The sequence below is a fragment of the Mycolicibacterium celeriflavum genome (genome assembly GCF_010731795.1).
Lineage (GTDB): Bacteria > Actinomycetota > Actinomycetes > Mycobacteriales > Mycobacteriaceae > Mycobacterium > Mycobacterium celeriflavum.
Window position 1 is genome coordinate 4,169,477 of the sequence record NZ_AP022591.1, and the last position, 25,679, is coordinate 4,195,155.

The following is a 25,679-nucleotide window of genomic DNA, read 5'->3' on the forward strand; positions in this document are numbered from 1 at the left end:
GCGCTTCCGCTGACGCGCGGACAGCTCGATATCTGGCTCGCGCAGCAGATGGGCCAGCTCGACACGGAGTGGCACGTCGGCTTGTTCGTGAAAATTGACGGTCCGGTAGAGCGTGATCCCCTCGAATACGCGATCCGCCGGGTGGTGCGCGAAGCCGAACCGGGCAGGGCTTCCTTTTTCGAGGCGAATGGCCAGGTATTTCAGAAGGCGATCGACTATCCGGATATCGACCTGCCATTCCACGACCTGCTCGGCTCGAGCGATCCGGTGCAGGACGCCTATCGGATGGCGTTGTCGATTCAACACACGCCAATGCCGTTCACGGGTCCGCTGTTCAGGTTTGCCCTCTTCCGGACGCGGCTCGACGAATTTTATCTATTCGCGACCTGCCACCACATTGTCGCAGACGGCTCCGGTCTCGTGCTGGTCGGGCATCGCGTTGCGTCTGTCTATTCTGCGATCGTTTCTGGCGCGCCCATCCCCCCGCCGCTCTTCGGTTCCTTACAGGATTTGGTTGATCGCGAATTAGAGTATGAAGCGTCCAACGATTACCTGGAGGATCAGGCTTATTGGGCTGAGAACATTCCGGCAGAGAGCGAAGGTACTTATCGGTTGCCACAGGCAACCAACAAGCGCGATCCGCAGGATTTTTCCTCGCCCATCGGATTGGATCCACTTCTCTTACGGCGAGTCGACGAAGTATCCGACCTCTGGGGTTTGCCTCGATCGAGCGTTATCACCGCGGCATGCGCGCTTTTGGTCAGCGGGTGGTGCGCCGCGGGCTCGGAGGTGGTGCTCGACTTCCCGGTGAACAGACGAGTCCATCCGGAATTGAAGACGCTTCCCGGAATGGTTGCTGGGGTCGTGCCACTGGTGTTGAGCGTTTCGCCGGAATCCACGGTGGCCGATTTTTGTCAGCACGTCGACACTCGGATCCGAGAAGCGTTGGAGCATCAGAGGTTTCCGGTTCGGGCTCTCGAGCGCAAAGCCCGCGCAAGCAACCCGTTCCAATCCGCCGACAGGGTGACGGTCAATTTCCTGCCATCTATTTTCAGTCTGACCTTCGGCGGCGTCGCGGCATCGGCGTCTTTCACCAATCCCGGCCTCGCGGGCGAAGGCTTTGGGTTGATCTTCCTCAGCGAGGGTGAGCAGCTCTCGCTCGGTGTGTCAGGCGCTGGAAAGCCGTTCTCGAGTTTCGACGTAGCCGATCTGGCGGGCCGCCTGCAGCAGGTGCTGACGGCGATGACCGCTGATCCAGGACGGCGGCTCTCGTCGATCGAACTGCTCGTGGGCGGTGAGCGAGCCGAGCTCGGCGCATGGGGTAACCAAGCGCTGTTGACGCGGCCGGCATCGTCGTCGATATCGATTCCGGTGTTGTTCGCCCAGCAGGTGGCGCGCGCTCCGGAGGCGGTGGCGATCCGTTACGAAGGATGTAACTGGACCTATCGCGAGCTGGACGAAGCGGCCAACCGGTTGGCGCATCTGCTGATCGCCCAGGGCGCGGGCCCGGGCCAATGCGTGGCGCTGATGTTCTCGCGGTCGGCCGAGGCAATCGTGGCGATACTGGCGGTGTTGAAGACAGGCGCGGCTTATCTGCCGATCGATCCGGCGCATCCGGCTTCGCGGATCGAGTTCATGGTTGCCGACGCGGCGCCGATGGTCGCGATCGCCGCGTCAGCGGCGGCTGAGCGGCTCGCCGGATGTGACCTGCCCGTCATCGACATCGCAGATCCCAGCGTCTCCAGCTACCCCTGCACGGATCCACCTGCGCCGGCTGCGGACGATCTCGCCTACATCATCTACACATCCGGAACGACCGGAGTCCCTAAAGGCGTGGCCATCACGCACTCCAACGTCACTGAGCTGATCGGGTCGCTTGACCCCGCTCTGGCGGCGCCCGGGCAGGTGTGGTCGCAGTGGCACTCATACGCCTTCGACATCTCCGGCTGGGAGATCTTCAGTGCTCTGCTGCACGGCGGGCGACTCGTTGTGGTGCCTGAGCTGGTGGCCAATTCGTCGGAAGATTTCCACGCCTTACTGACGGCCGAGAAAGTCAGCGTCTTGTGCCAGACCCCCTCGGCGGTCGGAATGTTGTCGCCCGAGCGTCTGACCGGAGTCACCTTGATGGTGGGTGGCGAGGCCTGCCCCGCCGAGATCGTGGATCGATGGGCGCCCGGACGGGTGATGATCAACGAGTACGGCCCGACCGAGGCGACGATGTGGGTGGCTTTGAGCACGCCGCTGACTGCGGGCTCGGACGTGACGCCGATCAGCCCGCCGCTGCCGAGAGCTGCCTTCTTCGTGCTGAACAAGTGGTTGCATCCGGTGCCCGCCGATGTCATCGGTGAGCTGTATCTGGCTGGCCCTCAGCTGGCCAGCGGCTACGTGCGCCGGGCCGGTTTGACCGCATCGCGGTTCGTGGCCTGTCCCTTCGGTGGCTCCGGCGAGCGGATGTACCGCACCGGAGACCTGGTGAGCTGGGGTAGTGACGGGCAGCTGCGATATCTGGGACGAGCCGACGAGCAGATCAAGATCCGCGGGTATCGCATCGAGTTGGGCGAGATTCAGGCGGCGCTGGCCGGCCTGGGCGGGGTGGAACAGGCGGTCGTGATCGTCCGGGAGGATCGTCCCGGCGACAAGCGTCTGGTGGGTTATGTCACGGGGTCCGCGGATCCGGTCGAGCTGCGCGCCGCGCTGACCGACCGGCTGCCGGCCTACATGGTTCCAGCCGCAGTGGTCGTCATCGACTCGCTGCCGCTGACAGTCAACGGCAAACTCGACAAACGCGCCCTGCCGGCACCGGAATACCAGCACGCCGAGCGTTACCGCGCCCCGGCCACCGTCAACGAGGAGATCCTGGCCGGCATCTACGCCCAGGTACTGGGTGTGGAGCTCGTCGGGGTCGACGACTCTTTCTTCGACCTGGGTGGGGATTCGCTTTCCGCAATGCGGGTGATCGCCGCGATCAACACCAGCCTGGACTCCCGCCTTTCGGTGCGCACCCTGTTCGAGGCGCCGACGGTTGCCCAGTTGGCGCCTCGCATCGGCGGTGACGCAACTCGGCGCAAGCCGTTGGTGGCGGGTGAGCGACCTGCGGTGGTGCCGCTGTCCTTTGCCCAGAACCGGTTGTGGTTCCTCAACGAGTTCGAGGGTGGCAACGCGACCTACAACATTCCGACCGCTTTCCGGATCACCGGCGTGCTCGATGTCGAGGCGCTGGCGACGGCCCTCGACGATGTCATCGCCCGCCATGAATCGATGCGCACGGTATTCCCCGACATCGACGGTGTGCCGTACCAGAGCGTGTTGGCGGCCAAGCCGGGAATGTGGCGGCGCGGCGCGGCTGTCGTCTCGGTTCGGGAACAGGATGTGGCCGGCGAGTTGGCCGCGCTGGCACGGTACCGGTTCGATCTGTCCGCCGAAATCCCCATCCGGGCCCAGATCTTCTCGGTAGCCCCCGAGCAGCACGTGGTGGGAATTGTGGTGCACCACATCGCTTTCGACGGCTGGTCGTTGGCGCCGATGGTCCGCGACGTGGGCGAGGCATATCGCGCGCGTGCGCAGGGACACGCCCCCGACTGGACGCCGTTGGCCGTCCAATACGTGGATTACACGCTGTGGCAACAGGATTGGTTGGGCGCACCTTCCGATCCCGACAGCGTGATCTCCTCGCAATTGGAGTACTGGCGGCAGGAGTTGGCCGACTTGCCCGAGGTGATGTCGCTGCCGCCGGATCGGGCGCGCCCGCCGGTGGCCAGTTACCGCGGTGACGAGGTGGAGCTTCGCATCGAGCCGCAGGCCTGGGCCGGGGTCAAGCAGCTCGCGGCGGCTCACAACGCGACGGTGTCGATGGTGCTGCAGGCGGTCATGGCCATGGTATTGCACCGGGCCGGGGCCGGCGAAGACGTGGCGATGGGAACGCCGATCGCCGGGCGGTCGGATCAGGCGCTCGACGATCTGGTCGGCTTCTTCGTCAACACCTGGGTGCTGCGGGTGGGCGTCAACTCTGCTCGTCCGTTCAGCGATGTGCTCGCCGAGGTGCGCCAGAAGGCCCTCGACGCCTACAGCAACCAGGATGTTCCGTTCGAGCTGTTGGTCGAACAACTCAACCCTGCACGCTCGACCTCTCACAACCCGCTGTTCCAGGTGTTGATGGTGTTCCAGAACAACGTGCGCCCGGAGGCGTTGTCGCTGGACCAGGTCTCCATCGAGCAGCTGCCTGTCACCACTCGCACTGCCAGATTCGATCTGGATATCGAGTTGAGCGAAGTGCCCACCAACGATCCTGCAGCGCCAATGGCGGCCGGGATGGTGTTGTACGCCACGGATCTGTATGACCGGGCCACCATCGAGCGGTTGGTCAGCTGGCTCACTCGCGCGATCGAGGCCGTGGTCGCCGACGCGTCGGTGTTAGTCGGAGATGTCTCGATGTTGGATCACGATGAGCTTGATCTTGTGCTCTCGGAGTGGTCCGGCACTGGTGTAACGGCGCCGGTGGGGGTGGCACCGCAGTTGCTGGCCGCGGCGGTGTCCGCCGACCCCGATGCGCTGGCCGTGGTCGACGGTACGCGGGAAATGTCCTATCGCGAGCTCGACGAGCAGTCCACCCGATTGGCGCGGGTGCTGATCGAGGCGGGAGTGGGACCGGAGCGCGCGGTGGGCGTGGCCATGGATCGGTCGGCGGAGTTGGTGGTGGCCTGGTGGGCCCTGATGAAGGCCGGTGGCGCGTATGTGCCGGTGGATTCGGCGCATCCGGTCGAGCGCATAGCCACCGTGCTGGACGCCGTCGAAGCGGTGTGCGTACTGACCGCGAGTGCCGACAGCATCGCCGTGGCCGGGGAGCGTCCGGTGCTGCGAATCGGCGATCTGGACCCGTCCGCGATGACCGCGGATCCGATCACCGACACCGACCGGCTGGGGCCGCTGACGGTCGACACCACTGCCCATGTGATTTTCACGTCGGGCTCAACCGGGACGCCCAAAGGTGTGGCGGTCAGCCACGCCGGTCTGCTCGGTGTCGCCGCCCTCCACGAAGTGATCGGGTTGGGCGCTGATACCCGAATGCTCATGGTCGCCGCGCCCACCTTCGACGTGTCCGTAGGCGAGATGTTGTTGGCGGTCGGGGCCAGGGCCGCTCTGGTGGTGGCGCCGTCCGACGGATACGCCGGCGAAGCGCTGACCAGGCTGCTGGAGAGTCAGCAGGTCACCGCGGCGTGTCTCACCCCGACGGTTTTGTCCACGGTGGACCGGAGCCGGCTGAGCAAGATCGACACGCTGATCACCACAGGCGAGGCCTGTCCGACCGAGTTGGCGACGGCCTGGTCGCGGGGTCGGCGGATGTTCAACGCCTACGGCCCCACCGAAACCACCATCTGGGCCACGTGCAGTGCGCCGCTCTCGCCTGGGCAGCCGGTGGGCATCGGGAGCCCGATTTTTGGGGTCGGCGCGCTGGTGCTCGACGACCGGTTGAAACCGGCACCCGTCGGCGTCATCGGTGAGCTTTATCTGGCCGGGCCGGCGTTGGCGCACGGTTACGTGGGTCGGCCCGATTTGACGGCCGATCGATTCACGGCCAATCCCTATGGCGGGCCAGGCGCCCGCATGTACCGCACCGGTGACCGCGTTCGCTGGACGCGCGCGGGAGTCATCGACTACCTGGGCCGCGCGGACACGCAGATCAAGCTGCGTGGGCAGCGCATCGAGCTCGGCGAGATCGAGAACACCCTTCTGGCCTGCCCGGAGATCAGGCAGGCCATCGCGACCGTGTACCACGGCAACACGGGCGATCACCTCATCGCCTACGTCACCCTCGACGACACCACCAGCACCGAGAAGGACGTCGAAACCGTCGAACACTGGCAGAAAGTGTACGACGAGGTTTACGGCGCGAACGGCTCCGCACCGGCGTTCGGCATGGACTTCCGGGGCTGGAACAGTAGCTTCACCGAGGACCCGATACCCCTCGAAGAGATGGAAGAGTGGCGCTCGGCCACCGTGACCCGGATCATGGCCCTGCAGCCGCGGCGGGTGCTGGAGATCGGCGTGGGCTCCGGTCTGGTGCTGTCGAAGCTCGCCCCGCACTGCGAACACTATGTCGCTACGGACATGTCGGCGGTGGCCGTCGACAAACTCGCCCGGTCGCTGGAAGAGCTTCAGGTCCCTTGGCGTGACCGCGTGGAGCTGCTGGCCCAACCTGCGCACATCACCGACGGGCTGGCGAATGGCTACTTCGACACCGTCATCATCAATTCGGTCGTCCAGTACTTCCCCAGCGCGGGATACCTGTCCGATCTCATCGACACCGTCATGAACCTGCTGGGCCCTGCCGGCTCGCTGTTCATCGGCGACGTCCGCAACCACAGCCTGCAGGGTGCGTTCCAGACCGCGGTCGCGCTCGCGCGCACCGACACTGCTGACGCCGACGAGATCCGCAGGCGAGTGCAACTGGCCGTGGTCAGTGAACCCGAATTGCTGCTCGCCCCAGAGTTTTTCACCACTTGGGCCGCCGAGAACCAGGCAGTGGCGGGGCTCGACATCGAAGTCAAGCGGGGCTGGGCCGACAATGAACTGACTCGATACCGCTACGACGTGATCGTCCGCAAGACCCCGACCCCGGTTCGCTCACTCGCAACCGCACCCGCCTGGTCATGGACGCAGTGCGCAGGTGTGCGCGGACTGCAGCACCAACTCGCATCTGAGCGACCCGGCGTTGTCCGCATCACCGACATCCCGCGTGCCGTACTCGTCACCGACATTCACATCGAAGACGCCCTTGCCGCCGGACTGTCCGTGGAGGATGCGCTGGCCCAGGCCATCGCCGCGACCCCCGATACCGCGACACCGGAACAACTGCACCAGATCGGCGAAGCGAACGGATATCACGTCGCCGTCACGTGGGGCGTCCGACTCGGCAGCCTGGACGCCGTCTTCATCGCTCTCAATGATGACGGGCATGCTCCGGCTCTGACCGATCTGTACCTCCCTCCGGCGGGAGCGCACCTCCGCAACACCCACGCCAACCAGCCGCAAACCAATACCAAGATCAGTGCGGTGCGGCAGCGACTGAGCGCGCGGTTACCGGAATACATGGTGCCGTCGCAGATCGTGGTGCTCGAGGAGTTCCCGTTGACTTCGTCGGGCAAGCTCGACCGGAAGGCGCTGCCGGCGCCCATGTTCGCCGCCACCTCGTTCCGGGCACCGCAGACAGAGACCGAAGAACGGCTGGCCGCTATCTATGCCCAGGTGCTCGGACTGGAGCGGGTCGGGGCGGACGACTCGTTCTTCGACCTGGGTGGGGATTCACTGCTGGCGATGCGGGTCGTCGCCGCGGTCAACAGCGGCCTGAACGCGAACCTCGACGTGCGCGTCCTGTTTGAGGCGCCGACGGTCTCCGAGTTGGCGCCGCGGATCGGTGCCGCTGGTGGTGGCCTGGAGCCGTTGATGGCCGTGGAGCGGCCGGCGGTAGTGCCGTTGTCGTTTGCGCAGAACCGGTTGTGGTTCATCGATCAGTTGCAGGGGCCCTCGCCGATCTACAACATGGCCGTGGCGTTCCGGCTGCAGGGGCGCCTTGATGCCGAGGCGTTGGGTCAGGCGTTGACCGATGTGGTGGGCCGCCATGAGAGCCTGCGCACGCTGTTCGTCGCCCCGAAGGGGGTGCCTCAGCAACTGGTAGTGCCGGTCGATGATGCCGATTGCGGCTGGCAGGTCGTGGATGCAGCCGGCTGGACACCGGACCTGCTGGCTGACGAAGTTGACGCCGTAGCGCGTTACACATTCGATCTGTCGACCGAGATCCCTTTGCGGGCTAAGCTTTTCCGGATCGCTGACGATGAGCATGTGCTGGTGGCGGTGGTGCACCATATCGCCGCCGACGGCGTGTCGATCAACCCGCTGGTCAGTGATCTGGCGGTGGCCTATGCCAGCCGGTGCGCGGGCCAGGTGCCTGACTGGGAGCCGTTGCCGGTGCAGTACGTCGACTACACGTTGTGGCAGCGCGAGCAGCTCGGAGATCTGGGCGACCCCGACAGCAGCATCGCCGCACAGCTGGCCTACTGGGAGCAGGCGCTGGCCGGGATGCCCGAACAGCTTGACCTTCCCACCGATCGGCCGTATCCGCCGGTGGCCGACTACCGCGGCGCCTCGGTGCCGTTGGAGTGGTCAGCGGAGCTGCAACAGCAGATCGCCCGGGTGGCTCACGAACACAATGCGACTGCCTTCATGGTGATGCAGGCCGCCCTCGCGGTGCTGTTGTCGAAGCTCAGCGCCAGCAACGACGTGGCCATCGGATTCCCCATCGCCGGCCGACGCGACCCTGCGCTGGAGAGCTTGGTCGGCTTCTTCGTCAACACCTTGGTGCTGCGGGTGGACGTCGCCGGAGCAGCCAGCTTCGCCGAGCTGCTGAGCGATGTCCGCACGCGCAGCCTGGCGGCCTATGAGCATCAGGATGTGCCGTTCGAGGTCCTGGTCGAGCGGCTTAACCCGACCCGCTCGCTGAGCCGTCACCCGCTGGTGCAGGTCATGCTCGCCTGGCAGAACTTCGCCGGCCAGGACAGCACCCAGAGGCTGGCATTGGGTGACCTGGAAGCCACCCCCCTGCCGGCCGACACCCGCACCGCGCGCACCGACCTGACATTCGCTCTCGGCGAGCATTGGACCGCTGACGGCGAGCCCGCCGGGATCTCCGGGGAGGTCGAGTTCCGCACCGATGTGTTCGACGCCGCGAGTATCGAGGTCTTGATCGAGCGGTTCGAGCGGGTCCTGGTTGCGATGACCGCCGATGCGGGCCTGCGGTTGTCGTCGCTGGATGTCCTCGATGAGATCGAGCATGCGCGGCTCGATGTCGTCGGTAATCGTGTGGCGTTGAGTCGGTCGGGATCGTCTGCGGCGGTGTCGATTCCGGTGTTGTTCGCGGAGCAGGTGGGGCGGGCGCCGGAGGCGGTGGCGGTTAGTTGTGGGGCGCGGTCGTGGAGTTATGCCGGGTTGGATGCGGCTGCGGATCGGTTGGCGCAGGTGTTGGTTGGCCGGGGTGTGGGTGTTGGGGATCGGGTGGGGTTGTTGGTGCCGCGGTCGGGTGAGGCGGTTGTGGCGATGTTGGGGGTGCTTAAGGCGGGGGCGGCGTATGTGCCGATGGACCCGGCTCATCCGGATGCGCGGATCGGGTTGGTGCTCGATGACGCGGCGCCCAGGGCGGTGCTCACGACCGCCGAGTTGCGCGGGCGGTTGGGTGAGCGTGCGGTCGCGGTCATCGATGTCAACGAGGTCGGTGATGTTGATGGTGTTGGCGGGCGGCGTGAGTCGGGTGTGGTGGCCGCGGGGGTGGGTGCCGATGATGTGGCGTATTTGATTTACACCTCGGGTACCACCGGTGTGCCCAAGGGGGTGGCGGTGCCGCATGCCAATGTGGTGCGGTTGTTGGAGACGTTGGATGCTGATGTGCCCGGCGCGGGGGTGTGGTCGCAGTGTCATTCGTTGGCGTTTGACTTTTCGGTGTGGGAGATCTGGGGCGCTCTGCTCAGTGGTGGGCGGGTGGTGGTGGTCCCGGATGCGGTGGTGCGTTCGGCCGAGGATTTGCATGCGTTGTTGGTGGCCGAGCAGGTCAGTGTGTTGAGTCAGACGCCGTCGGCGTTTTATGCGTTGCAGGCTGCTGATGTGTTGGCCCCGGAGTTGTCTGATCAGCTCAAGTTGGAGACGGTGGTCTTTGGTGGGGAGGCGTTGGAGCCGCAGCGGTTGGGGCCGTGGTTGGCTCATCATCCGGGGCTGCCGCGGTTGGTGAACATGTACGGGATCACCGAGACCACGGTGCACGCCTCGGTGCGTGAGATCACCGAGGCTGATGGGGCCAGCAGTGTGAGCCCGATCGGGGTGCCGTTGGCGCATCTGGGGTTCTTCGTGCTGGATGGGTGGTTGCGTCCGGTGCCGGCGGGGGTGGTCGGTGAGTTGTATGTCGCTGGTGCGGGGCTGGCCTATGGGTATGTGGGCCGGGCGGGGTTGAGCGCGTCGCGGTTTGTGGCCTGCCCATTCGGTGGCGCGGGAGCGCCGGGGCAGCGGATGTATCGCACCGGGGATTTGGTGCGGTGGGGTGCTGATGGGCAGTTGGTGTATCTGGGCCGGGCTGATGAGCAGGTCAAGATCCGCGGGTATCGCATCGAATTGGGTGAGATCCAGGCCGCGTTGGCGGCCTGTGATGGGGTCCAGCAGGCGGTGGTGATCGCCCGCCAGGACCGCCCCGGCGATAAGCGCTTGGTCGGTTATGTCACCGGCAGCGCAGATCCCGGCGAGGTGCGCGCCGCGCTGGGGCAGCGGTTGCCGGCCTATATGGTGCCCGCCGCGATCGTGGCGCTGGAGGCGTTGCCGTTGACGGTCAACGGCAAACTCGACACCCGCGCGCTACCGGCACCGGAATACCAAGACGCCGACCGCTACCGCGCCCCAGCCACCCTCACCGAGGAGATCCTGGCCGGCATCTACGCCCAAGTCCTGGGCGTCGAACGCGTCGGCGTCGACGACTCCTTCTTCGAACTCGGCGGCGACTCCCTCTCGGCGATGAGGGTCATCGCCGCGATCAACAGCTCCTTCGACTCTGGGCTCGCCGTGCGCGTCCTGTTCGAAGCGCCCACCGTGGCCCAGTTGGTGTCCCGTATTGGTGCCGACGGTGGTGACCTGGATCCGCTGGTGCCGATGCCACGCCCGGCGGTGGTGCCGTTGTCCTTCGCGCAGAACCGGTTGTGGTTCATCGACCAACTGCAAGGACCCTCGCCGATCTACAACATGGCGGTGGCGTTGCGCCTGAGCGGACGTCTCGATGCGTACGCTCTGGGGCAGGCATTGGCGGATGTGGTCGGCCGCCACGAGAGCCTGCGCACGTTGTTCGTCGCATCCGAAGGGATGCCCCAGCAGCTGGTCGTGCCGGTCGAAGAGAACGACTTCGGCTGGCAGATCGTCGATGCCACCGGCTGGCCGGACAGCCGGCTGGACGAGGCCATCGACGCGGCAGCACGCTACACGTTCGACCTGGCAGCCGAAATCCCTCTGCGTGCAGAGCTTTTCCGCGTCGCCGATGACGAGCATGTGCTGGTTGCGGTGGTGCACCACATCGCCGCCGACGGCTGGTCGATCACACCACTGGTGGCGGATCTGGGCGTGGCGTATGCCAGCCGGTGTGCGGGCCAGGCGCCGGGCTGGGACCCGTTGCCGGTGCAGTACGTCGACTACACGTTGTGGCAGCGCGAGCAGCTGGGTGACATCGACGACCCCGACAGTCGCATCGCCACGCAGTTGGCGTACTGGGAGCAGGCGCTGTCCGGGATGCCCGAACAGCTGCAGCTGCCCACCGATCGGCCCTATCCGCCTTTGGCCGACTACCGCGGAGCACGAGTGGCCGTGGAGTTCTCGGCGGAGCTGCAACAGCGCGTGGTGCAGCTTGCCTATGCGCACAACGCGACATCGTTCATGGTCATTCAGGCCGCCTTGGCGGCGTTGCTCTCCAAACTGAGCGCCAGCAGCGATGTGGGCGTCGGGTTCGCGATCGCGGGCCGCGTCGACCCCGCGCTGGACCAGTTAGTGGGCTTCTTTGTCAATACGCTGGTGCTGCGGATCGATGCGGCTGGAGATCCCACCGTCGCCGAGCTGCTGGCCCAGGTGCGCGCGCGGAGCCTGGCGGCCTATGAGCACCAGGACCTCCCGTTCGAGGTGCTGGTGGAGCGACTGACCACCACGCGTTCCCTGACGCGTTCTCCGCTGGTGCAGGTTTTGTTGGCGTGGCAGAACTTCGCCGGGCAGGACAGCGACCACGTCGGCATGGCGCTGGGTGATCTGAATGTCGCGCCGCTGCCGGTGGACACTCGCACCGCTCGCATGGACCTGACCTTCACGCTGGGCGAGCACTGGAACGAGGACGGCGAGCCCGCGGGAATTCGCGGCGAGGTGGAATACCGCACCGATGTGTTCGACGCGGCCAGCATCGAGATGCTGATCGAGCGGCTGGAGCGGGTGGTGCTCGCGATGACCACGGAGCCCGCCAGGCGGTTGTCGTCGGTGGATGTGCTCGATGAAGCCGAGCATGCCCGGATGGACGACTGGGGTCACCGTACCGTGCTGACCGAGCCGGTCACCGGGCAGTCGGTCCCGGTGTCGTTCGCCGAGCAGGTGGCCCGCACGCCGGAAGCGGTGGCGCTCAGTGACGGACAGCGCTCGTGGACATATCGCGAGCTTGATGAGGCTGCTAACCGGTTGGCCCATCATCTGGCGGCACAGGGCGCCGGCCCCGGTGAGTGTGTGGCGCTGTTGCTGCCAAGGTCGGCCGAGGCGATCGTGTCGATCCTCGCTGTGCTGAAGAGCGGGGCGGCGTACCTGCCGATAGACCCGGCGCTCCCGACGGCGCGGATCGATTTCATGGTTGCCGATGCCACGCCGGTCGCGGCTGTCACGAGGACCGGGCTCGCGGATCGGCTCGACAACTGCGACCTGTTGGTCATCGACGTCGAAGATTCTCGCACCCAGGACAATCCGGGAACAGCTCTGCCCGCGCCGGCCCCTGACGACATCGCTTACTTCATCTACACCTCCGGCACTACTGGCGTCCCCAAAGGGGTGGCGGTTGCGCACCGCAACGTGGCCCAGTTCGTTGCGGGGGCTAACGCCGAGGTGCGGGCCGCGGGGGCGTGGTCGCAGTGGCATTCCCTGGCGTTCGACGTCTCGGTGTGGGAGATCTTCGGGGCGCTTCTGCACGGCGGCCGGCTGGTCGTGGTTCCTGAGCAGGTGGCCGGATCACCCGGCGACCTGCACACCTTACTCGTCGCCGAAGGCGTCGATGTCCTCTGTCAGACGCCGTCAGCGGCGGGGATGTTGTCGGCCGACGGGTTGGAGTCGACGGCGTTGGTGGTGGCCGGTGAGGCCTGCCCGACCGAATTGGTCGACAGGTGGGCGCCGGGGCGGGTGATGATCAACGCCTACGGTCCGACCGAGGCCACGGTGTATGCGGCGATGAGCGCGCCGCTGGAGACCGACTGCGATGTCGCGCCGATCGGCTCGCCGGTGTCGGGGGCGGCGCTGTTCGTCCTCGATGCGGGGTTGCGCCGGGTCTCGCCGGGTGTGGTCGGTGAGCTGTACATCGCCGGTGGCGGTGTCGCGGTGGGCTATTGGCGACGGGGCGGGTTGACGGCGTCGCGGTTTGTGGCGTGTCCGTTCGGTGGGCCGGGTGAGCGGATGTATCGCACCGGGGATCTGGTGCGTTGGGGTGCTGACGGGCAGTTGGCGTATCTGGGGCGTGCCGATGAGCAGGTCAAGATTCGCGGGTTCCGCATCGAGCTCGGTGAGGTGCAGGCGGCGTTGGCCGGTTGTGACGGGGTGGCGCAGGCGGTGGTGATCGCGCGTGAGGACCGCCCCGGCGACAAGCGCCTGGTCGGCTACATCACCGGAACGGCGGACCCGGCCGCGGCGCGTGCCACTCTGGCCGAGCGGCTGCCGGTCTACATGGTGCCCGCGGCGGTGGTGGTGATCGACGCGCTGCCGCTGACTGCGAACGGCAAACTCGACCGGCGCGCGCTGCCGGCGCCGGAGTACTCCGACGTCGATCGGTATCGCGCACCGAGCACCCCGACCGAGGAAATCCTCGCCGGCATCTACGCGCAGCTGCTTGGCTTGGAGCGGGTCGGAGTCGATGCCTCATTCTTCGATCTAGGCGGGGATTCGCTGTCGGCGATGCGGGTGGTCGCCGCGATCAACACCTGCTTGGACGCCGGACTGTCGGTACGCGCGCTGTTCGAGGCGCCCACCGTTGCCGAGTTGGCGCCGCGGGTCGGTGTCGGCGGCGGCGGGCTCGAGCCGTTGGTGGCCACGGACCGGCCCGCGGTGGTGCCGTTGTCGTTTGCCCAGAACCGGCTGTGGTTCGTCGATCAGCTGCAGGGGCCGTCCGCGATCTACAACATGGCGGTCGCATTGCGTCTGGACGGGCACCTCGATGCCGTCTCGTTGGGCCAGGCACTGGCCGATGTGGTGGGCCGTCACGAGACCCTGCGCACATTGTTCGTGGCATCCGACGGAGTCCCTCAGCAGCTGGTGGTGCCGGTCGAGCGGGCCGACCTGGGTTGGACCGTGGTGGATGCCATCGGATGGCCAGAAGCCCAGGTGCGTGGCGCCATCGACACGGTGGTGCGTCGTCCGTTTGATCTGGCCACCGAAATTCCTTTGCGCACAACACTTTTCCGCCTCGCCGACGAGGCGCATGTGCTGGTGGCGGTGGTGCACCATATCGCCGCAGACGGCTGGTCGGTCACGCCGCTGGTGGCTGACCTTGGCGCCGCGTATGCCAGCCGCTGTGCGGGGCAGGCTCCCAACTGGGCGCCGTTGCCGGTCCAGTACGTGGACTACACGCTGTGGCAGCGCGAGCAGCTGGGCGACATCGACGATCCGGACAGCCGCATTGCCGCACAGGTCGCCTACTGGCAGCAAGCGCTGGCCGGAATGCCCGAGCAGCTTCAGCTGCCCACCGACAGGCCCTACCCCGCGGTGGCCGACTACCGCGGAGCCTCAGTGGCCTTCGAATGGCCGGCCGAGCTGCAACAGCGGATCGCCCGGATCGCACGCGAGCACGATGCGACCACGTTCATGGTGGTCCAGGCCGCGCTGGCGGTGCTGCTCTCCAAGCTCAGCGCCACCGACGACGTAGCCCTCGGGTTCGCGATCGCCGGGCGCGGCGACCCTGCGCTTGATGGCCTGGTGGGATTCTTCGTCAACACCTTGGTGCTGCGGGTCGAAATCGCCGGGGACCCCAGCGTCGCCGAACTGTTGAGCGAAGTGCGCGCGCGCAGCTTGGCCGCTTACGAGCACCAGGACGTGCCGTTCGAGGTACTGGTGGATCGGCTCAACCCCACCCGCAGCCTGGCCCATCACCCGCTGGTGCAGGCGATGCTCGCCTGGCAGAACCTCGCCGGGCAGGACGGCGACCATGCTGGGCTGGTGTTGGGTGATCTGCAGGTCACCCCCTTGCCGGCCGAAACCCGCACCGCGCGTATGGATTTGACGTTCTCCATGTCTGAACGCTGGAACGAGGCGGGTGCCGCGGCCGGAGTCGGCGGTGTGGTGGAGTTCCGCACCGATGTGTTTGATGCGGCCAGTGTCGAGGTGTTGGTTGGGCGGTTGGAGCGGGTGTTGGTGGCGATGACGGCCGATCCGGCTCGGCGGTTGTCGTCGGTGGATGTGCTCGATGCTGCTGAGCATGCCCGGTTGGATGAGGTTGGGCATCGGGCGGTGTTGAGTGGGCCGGGGGCTGTGGCGGTGTCGATTCCGGCGCTGTTCGCTGAGCAGGTGGGTCGTGTCCCGGATGCGGTGGCTCTCAGCGGTGAGGGTCGGTCGTGGACGTATCGCGAGTTGGACGAGGCGTCTAACCGGTTGGCGCACTTGTTGGTTGAGCATGGTGCGGGGCCGGGTCAGTGTGTGGCGTTGTTGTTGGAGCGTTCGGCGCGGGCGGTTGTGGCGATTTTGGCGGTGCTCAAGTCCGGCGCGGCGTATATGGCGATTGATCCGATGCATCCGGATGCGCGGATCGGGTTCATGGTGGCCGATGCCGCGCCGGTGGTGGCGGTCGGTTCGGCGGGATTGACGCATCGGTTGGGTGCTGATGTGCCGGTGGTCGATATCGACGATCCGCGTATCGACAGCTGTCCGGCGGGCGCGTTGGCGGGCCCGGCGCCTGATGATTTGGCTTACGTCATTTACACCTCGGGTACGACGGTGTGCCCAAGGGGGTGGTGGTGGCGCATCGGGCGGTGACGCAGATGTTGGGGGCGTTGCCGGCGCATCTGCCGGTGGCGGGGGTGTGGTCGCAGTGGCATTCGTTGGGTTTCGACGTGTCGGTGCAGGAGATTTTCGGGGCGCTGCTCAATGGTGGGCGGTTGGTGGTGGTGCCCGATGCGGTGGTGCGGTCGGCGGCCGATTTCCATGCGTTGTTGATCGCCGAGCGGGTCAGTGTGCTCAGTCAGACGCCGTCGGCGTTGGCGGTGCTCTCGCCGCAGGGCTTGGATGCGGTGGCGTTGCTGATCATGGGTGGGGAGCCGTGCCCGCCGGAGTTGGTGGAGCGGTGGGCGCCGGGTCGGGTGATGATCAATGTGTGCGGGCCGACGGAGACGTCGGTGTTCGCGGCGATGAGTGCGCCGCTGGTGTCCGGATCGGGCGTGGTTCCGATTGGGACTCCGGTGCCTGGGGCGGCGTTTTTCGTGTTGGATCAGTGGTTGCGTCCGGTGCCGGCCGGTGTGGTCGGTGAGTTGTATGTGGCGGGTCGGCTCGGGTGTGGGTATGTGCGTCGGGCGTCGTTGACCGCGTCGCGGTTTGTGGCGTGTCCGTTCGGTGGTTTCGGGCAGCGGATGTATCGCAGCGGGGATTTGGTGCGTTGGGGTGCTGATGGGCAGTTGGTGCATCTGGGTCGTGCCGATGAGCAGGTCAAGATCCGCGGGTATCGCATCGAATTGGGTGAGGTCCAGGCCGCGCTAGCGGCGTGTGTTGGGTGGATCAGGCGGTGGTGATCGCGCGTGAGGATGCCCCCGGTGATAAGCGTCTGGTCGGTTATGTCACCGAAACGTTCGCCGGTGCAGTCGATTCCGCTCAGGCGCGTGCTGCGCTGGGGCAGCGGTTGCCGGCCTATATGGTGCCCGCGGCGGTGGTGGTGCTCGATGTGTTGCCGTTGACGGCCAACGGCAAGCTTGACCGGCGCGCGTTGCCGGCGCCGGAGTATGCCGATGTGGATCGCTACCGGGCGCCGAGCACCCCGACCGAGGAGATCTTGGCCGGCATCTTCGCCCAGGTACTGGGTCTGCAACGCGTCGGAATCGACGACTCCTTCTTCGACCTCGGCGGCGATTCGCTGTCGGCGATGCGAGTGGTGGCTGCGATCAACGCCGGCCTCGATGCCGGGCTTTCGGTGCGCGCGGTGTTCGAGGCGCCCACGGTGGCGCAGTTGGCGCCGCGGATCGGTGCCGCTGGTGGTGGTCTGGAGCCGTTGGTGGCCGGGCAGCGCCCGGCGGTGGTGCCGTTGTCGTTTGCCCAGCAGCGGTTGTGGTTCATCGACCAGTTGCAGGGCCCGTCGGCGATCTACAACATCGCGGTGGCGTTGCGCTTGAGCGGGCGCCTGGACGCCCAGGCGTTGGGTCAGGCGTTGACCGATGTGGTGGGCCGCCACGAAAGCCTGCGCACCTTGTGCGTCGCACCTGAAGGCATCCCTCAACAGGTCGTGGTGCCGCTCGCGGAGTCCGACTTCGGCTGGCAGATCGTCGACGCCGACGGCTGGCTGGAAGACCGGCTCGACGAGGCCATCGACGCCGCGGTGCGTCGCCCGTTCGACCTGGCGACCGAGATCCCGTTGCGCGCAGAGCTTTTCCGCATCGCCGACGACGACCACGTGCTGGTGGCGGTGGTGCACCATATCGCCGCCGACGGGTGGTCGATCAAGCCTTTGGTCGCCGACATAGGCATGGCATATGCCAGCCGGTGCGCGGGCCAGGCGCCCGACTGGACGCCGTTGCCGGTGCAGTACGTCGACTACACGCTGTGGCAGCGCGAGCAGCTCGGAGATCTGGAGGACCCCGACAGCCGCATCGCCGCACAGCTGGCCTACTGGGAGCAGGCGCTGGCCGGGATGCCCGAACAGCTGCAGCTGCCCACCGACCGGCCCTACCCGCCGGTGGCCGACTACCGCGGAGCACGAGTGGCCGTGGAATTCCCGGCAGAGCTGCAGCAGCGCGTCGCACAGGTCGCTCGTGCGCACAATGCCACCAGCTTCATGGTGATGCAGGCCGCCCTGGCGGTGCTGCTTTCCAAACTCAGCGCCAGCAGTGACGTGGGCGTCGGCTTCGCGATAGCCGGGCGCGGTGAGACCGCGCTCGACGGTCTGGTCGGCTTCTTTGTCAACACCCTGGTGCTGCGAGTCGATGTGTCCGGAGACCCGACGGTTGACGAGCTGCTTCGCGACGTGCGCGGGCGCAGCCTGGCAGCTTACGAACACCAGGACGTACCGTTCGAAGTACTGGTCGAGCGCCTCAACCCCACCCGCTCGATGACGCACTCTCCGCTGGTACAGGCGATGTTGGCCTGGCAGAACTTCGCCGGGCAGGACAGCGACCCCGACGAGATCGCGCTAGGTGAACTCGACGTCACACCGCTGCCGGTGGACACCCGTACCGCTCGCATGGACCTGACCTTCTCGCTGGGCGAGCACTGGGACGACGACGGTGCGCCCGCCGGAATTCGCGGCGAGGTGGAATACCGCACCGATGTGTTCGACGCGGCCAGCATCGAGGTCCTGATCGAGCGGCTGGAGCGGGTGGTGGCGGCGATGACCGCCGAGCCCGCCCGGCGACTGTCGACGATCGATCTCCTCGATCACGCTGAGCATGCCCGCCTCGCCGACATCGGTAACCGTGCGGCGCTGACCCGGCCCGCATCCTCTTCAGCGTCCATCCCGGTGTTGTTCGCCGAGCAGGTGGCGCGCACCCCCGAGGCCGTGGCGGTCAGTTGTGCCGAGCGCTCATGGACCTACGCCGACGTCGAGGCGGCCGCTGATCAGTTGGCGCAGCTGTTAGCTGCCCGCGGTGTGGGTCCCGGTGAGTGCGTGGCGCTGCTCTTGCCACGGTCGCCCGAGATGATCGTCGCCATCCTGGCGGTGTTCAAGGCCGGAGCGGCGTACCTGCCGATTGACCCGGCGCTGCCGGCGGCACGGATGGACTTCATGGTCCTCGATGCCGCGCCGATCGCCGGCATCACCAACGCCGCGTTGGCCGAGCGGCTGGCCGGCGGCGACCTACTGGTCATCGACATCGACGACCCCGGCATCGAAAGCCAACCCGCGAGTGTTGGGCTGCCGGCACCGGCCCCCGATGACCTCGCTTACCTGATCTACACCTCGGGAACCACCGGCGTTCCCAAAGGCGTGGCCGTCACTCACCGCAACGTCACCCAGCTGCTCGAGCAATTGCATCGCTATCTGCCGGTGACAGGGGTCTGGACTCAGTGCCACACCTACGGCTTCGACACCTCGGTGTGGGAGACCTGGTCGCCCCTTCTTCACGGCGGTCGTGTGGTGGTGGTGCCAGACTCGGTGACACGCTCGCCCGAAGACTTCCAGGCCCTGCTGTCCGCCGAACAGGTCAGCGTGCTGACTCAGACCCCGTCGGCGGTAGGGATGTTGTCGCCGGAGGGCCTGGGTTCGCTGGCGCTGGTGGTGGCCGGTGAGGCTTGCCCACCTGAACTGGTCGACCGGTGGGCGCCGGGGCGGGTCATGATCAACGCCTACGGCCCGACCGAGACGACCATGGTGGTGCTGCTCAGCGCGCCGTTGACCCCGGCGTCGGGCGTGGTGCCCATCGGCGCGCCGGTGCCGACTGCCGCGTTGTTCGTGTTGGACAACGCGATGCATCCGGTGGCCACCGGTGTGGTCGGTGAGTTGTACGTGGCCGGTCGCGGGCTGGCGTGCGGATATGTGTGCCGGTCGGGTCTGACCGCTTCGCGGTTCGTCGCCTGTCCGTTCGGTGGGCCGGGCGAAAGGATGTACCGCACCGGCGATCTGGTTTGTTGGGGCCCCGACGGACAGCTGCAGTATCTCGGGCGCGCCGACGAACAGGTCAAGATCCGCGGGTATCGCATCGAGCTGGGTGAAGTCCAAGCGGCCCTGGCCGCCTGTGACGGGGTGCAGCAGGCGGTGGTGATCGCGCGTGCGGACCGCCCGGGAGACAAGCGCCTGGTCGGTTATGTGACGGGCACCGCCGACCCGGTCGAGACCCGTGCCACGCTGGCCGACCGGCTACCCGCCTACATGGTGCCGACCGCGGTGGTGCTCTTGCCTGCGCTTCCGCTGACGCCCAACGGCAAATTGGACACCCGAGCCCTGCCGACTCCGGTGTATCAGGATATCGACCGGTACCGCGCCCCGAGCAACGCGGTGGAGGAACTCCTGGCCGCCGTCTACGCGCAGGTGCTCGGGCTGGAGCGGGTCGGGGTGGACGACTCGTTCTTCGAACTGGGCGGCGACAGCATCTTGTCGATGCAGGTGGTGGCCAGGGCCCGGGCGGCCGGACTGCTGTGCCGCCCACGCGACATCTTCGTCGAGCAGACCGTGGCCCGGTTGGCCCGGGTGGTCCGGGTGGCCGACGGTGAGGCCGGCGCGGTCGATGAGGGCGTCGGACCGGTGGTCGCTACGCCGATCATGCGCTGGCTCGAAGCTGTGGACGGCCCGGTGGACGAGTTCAACCAGACGATGGTCGCGCAGGCCCCCGCCGGGGTGACCGAGGCCGACGTGGTCGCGGTGCTGCAGGCCCTGCTGGACCGGCACGCGATGTTGCGGCTGCGCGTCGAGGAAGACTCCGGCGGAGGTTGGTCGCTGCACGTGCCCGAGGCCGGTTCGGTGGCCGCGCGCGAGTGTCTGCAGACGGTCGACGTGTTCTCCGAGGCCGCATTGCTCGGCGCGCGCTCACGGTTGAACCCGGCAGCCGGGAGGATGGTGAGCGTGCTGTGGGTCCGTTCCACCGGGCAGCTGGCGTTGGTCATCCACCATCTCGCCGTCGATGGGGTGTCGTGGCGAATCCTGTTGGAAGATCTGAACATTGCTTGGGCCCAACACCGCAGCGGCGAACCGATCGCCCTGCCGCCGGCCGGTACATCGTTCGCTCGGTGGTCCGGAATTCTCGTTGAGCATGCACACCACCCGAAAGTCGTGCAGCAAGCCGAAACCTGGCGGCAGGTGGCGGCGACGCCGGCAGTGTTGCCGTCGTTGCAACCGGCGGTGGATACGTTCGCGACGGCCGGGCAGTTCTCGACGGAGCTGGATGTCGAAACGACCCGGATGCTGCTCGGTGAGGTGCCTGCAGCGTTCCATGCCGGCGTACAGGACATCCTGTTGGTCGCATTTGGTTTGGCGGTCGCCGAGCTGACGGGCACCCGCGTGCCCATCAGCATCGACGTGGAAGGCCACGGGCGCGACGAAGATCTGGCCGACGTCGACCTGACGCGCACCGTCGGGTGGTTCACGAGCAAGTACCCCGTGTCGTTGGCCGTCGGCGGCCTCGACTGGACGCGGGTGACAAAAGGCGAGGCGGCCCTGGGCGCGGTGATCAAAGGCGCCAAGGAACAGCTGCGCGCCTTGCCGGACGGTCTTACCTACGGTCTGCTGCGCTATCTGAACACCGATATCGAGCTGGCCGGGTCGGACCCGGCGATCGGGTTCAACTACCTCGGGCGGATGGGTGCGGCCAGCGCCCAGCTCTCCGAGGACATGTGGCGGATCAGCCAAGAGGGTCTGGCGTCGGCCGGCGCAGTCGCTGCCATACCCATGCCGCTTGCGCACACCGTCGAACTCAACGCCGGCACCGTGGAAACGGATAGCGGCCCACAGCTGCACGCCAACTGGTCATGGGCGTCCTCGGTGCTCGATCACGCGCAGGTGCTCCGGCTCAGCCAATTGTGGTCGGCCGCTCTGACCGGTATCTGCGCGCATGTGCGCGCCGGCGGCGGCGGGTTGACGCCGTCGGATATCGCGCCGGCCCGGCTGAGCCAGCAGCAGGTCGACGAGTTGCAGCAGCGGTACCGCATCGCTGACGTGCTGCCGCTGACTCCCCTGCAACAGGGTCTGCTGTTCCATGCCGGCGCCGCCCAGGGCAGCGAAGACCTCTATGCGGTTCAGCTGGACATCACCGTGACGGGTTCGCTCGACCCGCAGCGGCTGCAGGACGCGGTGCAGGCCGTGGTCAACCGGCACCCGCACCTGGCGGCGCGCTTCTGCGCGGAGTTCGACGAGCCGGTGCAGGTGATCTTGGCCGATCCCGTCGTCCCCTGGCAGTACATCGAGCTCGACGACGACCTCGACCTCGACGGGCAGGTACAGGCGGTGTGCGCCGCCGAACGCGCCGCGGTCTGTGATCTGGTCGGCCAGTCGGCTTTTCGGGCGACGTTGGTCCGCATCGCAGCCGACCGGCACAGGTTCCTGCTGACCAACCACCACATCGTCATCGACGGTTGGTCGCTACCCATCCTCCTGCAGGAGATCATCGCCGGCTACTACGGTCATCCGCTGCCCGCACCTGCCTCGTACCGCAGCTTCGTCAGCTGGCTGGCCGGCCAGGATCGCACCACCGCCCAAGTGGCCTGGGGCGAGCTGTTCGCCGGGTTCGACAGCCCGACGCTGGTGGCTCAGCCGGGCCGTGGGGGACTCGGCCGGCGAGGCGTCGTCTCGCATCAGGTCCCCGAGCAGATCATGCAAGCTCTCACTGAGCTGGCCCGCTCGCACCAGACCACCGTCAACATCGTGCTGCAGAGCGCTTTCGCCCAATTGCTGTGCCAGTTGACCGGTCAGCATGATGTTGCCTTCGGAACCGCGGTCTCGGGACGGCCGGCAGAGGTGGCCGGTGCGGAGTCGATGGTCGGGCTGCTGCTCAACACGGTGCCGGTACGCGCGAACATGACGGCGACCACCACCACCGCGGAGCTGCTGGATCGACTGCAACGCGCCTACAACCACACCCTCGAGCACCAGCACCTGGCGCTGAACGACATTCACCGCATCACCGGGCGCGACCAATTGTTTGACGCTCTGTTCATATTCGAGAATTACCCGATCGACACCGCCGCGGTGGCCGGTGATCACGAGTTGGCGATCACCGAATTCACCACCCGCGAATACAACCACTACCCGCTGACGGTTGCCGCCCTTCCGGGCAGCGACCTCGGCCTCCGCGTCGAGTTCGACACCGATGTGTTCGGTGTGGACGACATCAGGGCGCTGATCGAGCGGTTCGAGCGTGTGCTGGCGGCGATGACCGCCGAACCGATGCGGCGGCTCGCCACGCTCGACCTGCTGAACGCCGGTGAGCATGCGCGGCTCGATGTCGTCGGTAATCGTGTGGCGTTGAGTCGGTCGGGATCGTCTGCGGCGGTGTCGATTCCGGTGTTGTTCGCGGAGCAGGTGGGGCGGGCGCCGGAGGCGGTGGCGGTTAGTTGTGGGGCGCGGTCGTGGAGTTATGCCGGGTTGGATGCGGCTGCGGATCGGTTGGCGCAGGTGTTGGTTGGCCGGGGTGTGGGTGTTGGGGATCGGGTGGGGTTGTTGGTGCCGCGGTCGGGTGAGGCGGTTGTGGCGATGTTGGGGGTGCTTAAGGCGGGGGCGGCGTATGTGCCGATGGACCCGGCTCATCCGGATGCGCGGATCGGGTTGGTGCTCGATGACGCGGCGCCCTGCGCGGTGCTCACGACCGCCGAGTTGCGCGGGCGGTTGGGTGAGCGTGCGGTCGCGGTCATCGATGTCAACGAGGTCGGTGATGTTGATGGTGTTGGCGGGCGGCGTGAGTCGGGTGTGGTGGCCGCGGGGGTGGGTGCCGATGATGTGGCGTATTTGATTTACACCTCGGGTACCACCGGTGTGCCCAAGGGGGTGGCGGTGCCGCATGCCAATGTGGTGCGGTTGTTGGAGACGTTGGATGCTGATGTGCCCGGCGCGGGGGTGTGGTCGCAGTGTCATTCGTTGGCGTTTGACTTTTCGGTGTGGGAGATCTGGGGCGCTCTGCTCAGTGGTGGGCGGGTGGTGGTGGTCCCGGATGCGGTGGTGCGTTCGGCCGAGGATTTGCATGCGTTGTTGGTGGCCGAGCAGGTCAGTGTGTTGAGTCAGACGCCGTCGGCGTTTTATGCGTTGCAGGCTGCTGATGTGTTGGCCCCGGAGTTGTCTGATCAGCTCAAGTTGGAGACGGTGGTCTTTGGTGGGGAGGCGTTGGAGCCGCAGCGGTTGGGGCCGTGGTTGGCTCATCATCCGGGGTTGCCGCGGTTGGTGAACATGTACGGGATCACCGAGACCACGGTGCACGCCTCGGTGCGTGAGATCACCGAGGCTGATGGGGCCAGCAGTGTGAGCCCGATCGGGGTGCCGTTGGCGCATCTGGGGTTCTTCGTGCTGGATGGGTGGTTGCGTCCGGTGCCGGCGGGGGTGGTCGGTGAGTTGTATGTCGCTGGTGCGGGGCTGGCCTATGGGTATGTGGGCCGGGCGGGGTTGAGCGCGTCGCGGTTTGTGGCCTGCCCATTCGGTGGCGCGGGAGCGCCGGGGCAGCGGATGTATCGCACCGGGGATTTGGTGCGGTGGGGTGCTGATGGGCAGTTGGTGTATCTGGCCGGGCTGATGAGCAGGTCAAGATCCGCGGGTATCGCATCGAATGGGTGAGATCCAGGCCGCGTTGGCGGCCTGTGATGGGGTCCAGCAGGCGGTGGTGATCGCCCGCCAGGACCGCCCCGGCGATAAGCGCTTGGTCGGTTATGTCACCGGCAGCGCAGATCCCGGCGAGGTGCGCGCCGCGCTGGGGCAGCGGTTGCCGGCCTATATGGTGCCCGCCGCGATCGTGGCGCTGGAGGCGTTGCCGTTGACGGTCAACGGCAAACTCGACACCCGCGCGCTACCGGCACCGGAATACCAAGACGCCGACCGCTACCGCGCCCCAGCCACCCTCACCGAGGAGATCCTGGCCGGCATCTACGCCCAAGTCCTGGGCGTCGAACGCGTCGGCGTCGACGACTCCTTCTTCGAACTCGGCGGCGACAGCATCTTGTCGATGCAGGTGGTGGCCCGAGCGCGGGCCGCCGGTGTGCTGTGCCGGCCCCGCGACATCTTCGTCGAGAAGACGGTGGCCCGGCTGGCGCGCGTCGTGAAGGTGGCGGAGGACGCCGGTGGCCCGGTCGACGAGGGTGTGGGACCGGTGGTCGCGACCCCGATCATGCGCTGGCTGCACGACATGGAAGGCCCGGTTGAGCAGTTCAACCAGACCATGGTGGTGCAGGCCCCGGCCGAGGTCACTGAAGCCGATGTGGTGGCGGTGCTGCAGGCCCTGCTGGACCGGCATGCCATGCTGCGGTGCCGCGTCGACGACGACGGGGCCGGCAGCTGGTCACTCGAGGTCCCCGAGCCCGGGGCGGTGAACGCGCGCGATTGTCTGCAAGTCGCGGACGGGCTCTCCGATGAGGTCCTGCTGGCGGCGACACGTCGGTTGAACCCTGCCGCCGGCGTGATGCTGCGCGCGCTGTGGGTGACTCCGACGAGCGAACTGGTGTTGATCGTCCACCACCTGGCCGTCGACGGCGTGTCATGGCGAATCCTGTTGGAGGACTTGAATATCGCTTGGGCACAGCACCGCAACGATCAACCCGTGGAGTTGCCGGCGCCCGGCACGTCGTTCGCGCGGTGGTCGTCGCTGCTCGCCAAGCACGCGCACCACCCCGACGTGGTCGAGCATGCCGAAGTGTGGCGGCAGGTGACGGCGACCCCTGCCTTACTCCCGGCGGTGCAACCCGCGGTCGACACCTTCTCCACAGCGGGACATCTGTCGGTGGCGCTGGACTGCGAGACCACCAGCCTGCTGTTGGGTGACGTGCCAGCCGCATTCCACGCCGGAGTCAACGACATCTTGCTGATCGCGTTTGGGTTGGCTTTGGCGGAATTCCTGACCAGCGGTGCGGCGCCGGTCGCCATCGACGTCGAGGGCCACGGCCGCCACGAGGAGCTGGCCGACGACGTGGACCTGTCGCGCACGGTGGGCTGGTTCACCACCATCTATCCGGTGTCGCTGGCCGCCGGTGGGCTGGACTGGGCACAGGTGGTCGCCGGCGAGGCCACGCTGGGCGCCGCGGTCAAGGATGCCAAGGAGCAGCTTCGCGCCCTGCCGGACGGCCTG

1 pseudogene (cut by a window edge) is annotated in these 25,679 nt (G+C 66.9%); it reads left to right on the forward strand.

The annotated features are described in order from the left end of the window. Positions 1-25,679, forward strand: a pseudogene (locus tag G6N18_RS24645) (amino acid adenylation domain-containing protein); its annotated part runs 11,995 nt beyond the window's last position; the annotation flags it as partial.